At 29.3% G+C, this 2303-nt stretch carries 3 protein-coding genes; 1 reads left to right on the top strand and 2 read right to left on the bottom strand.

Going from position 1 to position 2303, the window contains the following annotated elements:
* A partial coding sequence (locus U9R42_10690) for an arsenate reductase ArsC (GenBank protein ID MEA3496491.1) occupies window positions 1–186 on the bottom strand: 186 nt, incomplete at its 3' end.
* Between the two features lie 57 nt (window positions 187–243).
* Entirely contained in the window at window positions 244–675 is a 432-nt protein-coding gene (gene dut, locus U9R42_10685) for a dUTP diphosphatase (protein MEA3496490.1), read from the bottom strand.
* Between the two features lie 298 nt (window positions 676–973).
* Here dut and U9R42_10680 point away from each other — a divergent pair, with 298 nt between their 5' ends.
* Window positions 974–2281, top strand: a complete 1308-nt coding sequence (locus U9R42_10680; GenBank protein ID MEA3496489.1) for an AAA family ATPase — start codon at window positions 974–976, stop codon at window positions 2279–2281.
* Window positions 2282–2303: the final 22 nt, after the last annotated feature.

The following is a 2303-nucleotide window of genomic DNA, read 5'->3' as shown; positions in this document are numbered from 1 at the left end:
AGAAGTGTGTTTTGAAATGTCGATTCCAATCTCTTTCATAACCTGTATTGCTTTTGAATTTACATAAGATTTGAAAATTCCGGCACTAAAAATTTCATATTTATCAGAAACATATTTTCTAAAAAAACCCTCTGCCATTTGACTTCTACAAGAATTAGCCGTGCAAATTACGACAATCTTTTTCATATTTTTTAACCTCCTAATCTCCTAACCTTCTAACCCTCTAACCCTCTAACCCTCTTATCAGCGATTTCCACTACTTCCGAATCCACCAAGTCCTCTATCAGAATCAGCGAGTTCTTCCACTTCAACTATTTCAGGATGTTTGGGAGTTTGGAAAATTAATTGTGCTACTCTATCGCCAACCTTTACTTCAAAATCATTATCACTAAAATTTGCTAAAATCACACCTATTTCATTGCGATAACCTGCATCGATTGTTCCAGGAGCATTAAGGCAGAATATTCCATTTTTAAAAGCCAAGCCACTTCGAGAACGAACTTGTATTTCCATCTCTTGCGGAAGTTCAACAGCGATTCCGGTTTTTATTAATTTCCATTTGCCTGCTGATATTGTCACATTTTCAATCGCACGAATATCATAACCGGCATCATTTTTATGAAGTTGATGTGGTATAATTGCTTCCGGATGTAGTTTTTTTATTTTTACTTTCATAGAATTCCTTTAAATTGTTCTTAATTGCCAATGCTGTAAGTTATAATATTTTTTCTATTATTAGTAGATTATTTTTTTATAATTATATGAGTTTGTAGAAAAGAAAGGGCGTTATATTATTTCTGAAGTACAAACTCATAACCACATAACCTTATAACATTCTTTAAAAACACACTTGTAAAATTAAAGGAAAAATACTAAAATAACCTTGTATTATTAAAAGCAAATGGTTATATTAACCTTGTATTATTAAAAGCAATTGCTTAAATTAACCTTGTATTATTAAAAGGAGAAATAAATGAAACGAATATTTATAAAAAAACTTATAGAATGGAAAGATAAAAAAAAACATAAACCGATTATTTTACGAGGGGCTCGTCAAGTTGGGAAAACTTGGATTGTTAAGTATTTTGGTAATAAATATTTTAAGAATAGATTTCATATTGTTGATTTTGAAAAACATCCTGATTGGCATATAATTTTTGAAAAAAATCTTGATGTAAAACGAATCATTTTAGAATTAGAACTTCTATTAAATGTTTCTATTGATACCAAAAAGGATTTATTATTTTTTGATGAAATTCAAAATTGTCCACGAGCGATTATGTCGTTGAGATATTTTTATGAAGAATTACCAACTTTACATCTTATTTCAACAGGTTCTCTTTTGGAATTTGCAATAAAAAAGATACCTTTTCCGGTAGGGCGAGTTCAAATTATGACTATGTATCCTATGACATTTTTAGAATATTTATTAGCTATTAATAAGAAAAAAATGGTGGATATACTTCTTGGAAACACATTGAAATTATCGGAAACTATTCATCAACTAATATTGGAAGAACTTAGATTATATTTGTTCATAGGTGGAATGCCAGAATGTGTAAAAACATATAAAGAGACACATAAATTAAAAAATATTTCGGAAATTCAAGCAGGATTGATAGAGACATTTAAAGCGGATTTCTCAAAATATACTCCTCATGTTGACCATCGTTGCATCAAAAATGTTTTAAATAATGTATCAAAATCCGTTGGAAATCAGATAAAATATACAAAATTGACAGATAGTTTTAGTATGCCAACAAATAAAAAAGCATTTGATTTATTGAATATGGCACGAATTGTTTACAAAATATCATCTGTGTCACCTGCTGGAATTCCACTCGGTGCCTCTGCTTCCGAACGAAAATTTAAAGCCATAATGTTGGATATTGGATTGATGCAACATTTGTGTGGAATAAATATTAGTGAAGAAATTCACAAAACGGATTTATTAAATATTTATAATGGAGCATTGGTAGAACAATTTGTCGGACAGGAATTATTGGCATTAACTGAAAATGAAGTATATTATTGGTCTCGTGATGCAAAAAGCAGTTCTGCAGAAGTTGATTATGTAATTGAAAAAAATGGCAAAATATTGCCAATTGAAGTCAAAAGTGGTGTAGCGGGAAAATTAAAAAGTTTACATTTACTATTAGAAAGATATAAAAATATTTCAACAGGTTTAGTACTTTCATCTCGTCCATATTTTGAATTACCAGAACAGAAACTTATTTTTTCCCCGATTTATGGTTTGAATAATTTAATTGATAATTTGTGATATTTTTTTATTAAATTAGCGA

It is taken from the genome of Bacteroidota bacterium (genome assembly GCA_034723125.1).
Lineage (GTDB): Bacteria > Bacteroidota > Bacteroidia > CAILMK01 > JAAYUY01 > JAYEOP01.
Note: the sequence above shows the minus strand (reverse complement) of the source record. Positions and strands in the feature narration are given on the sequence as shown.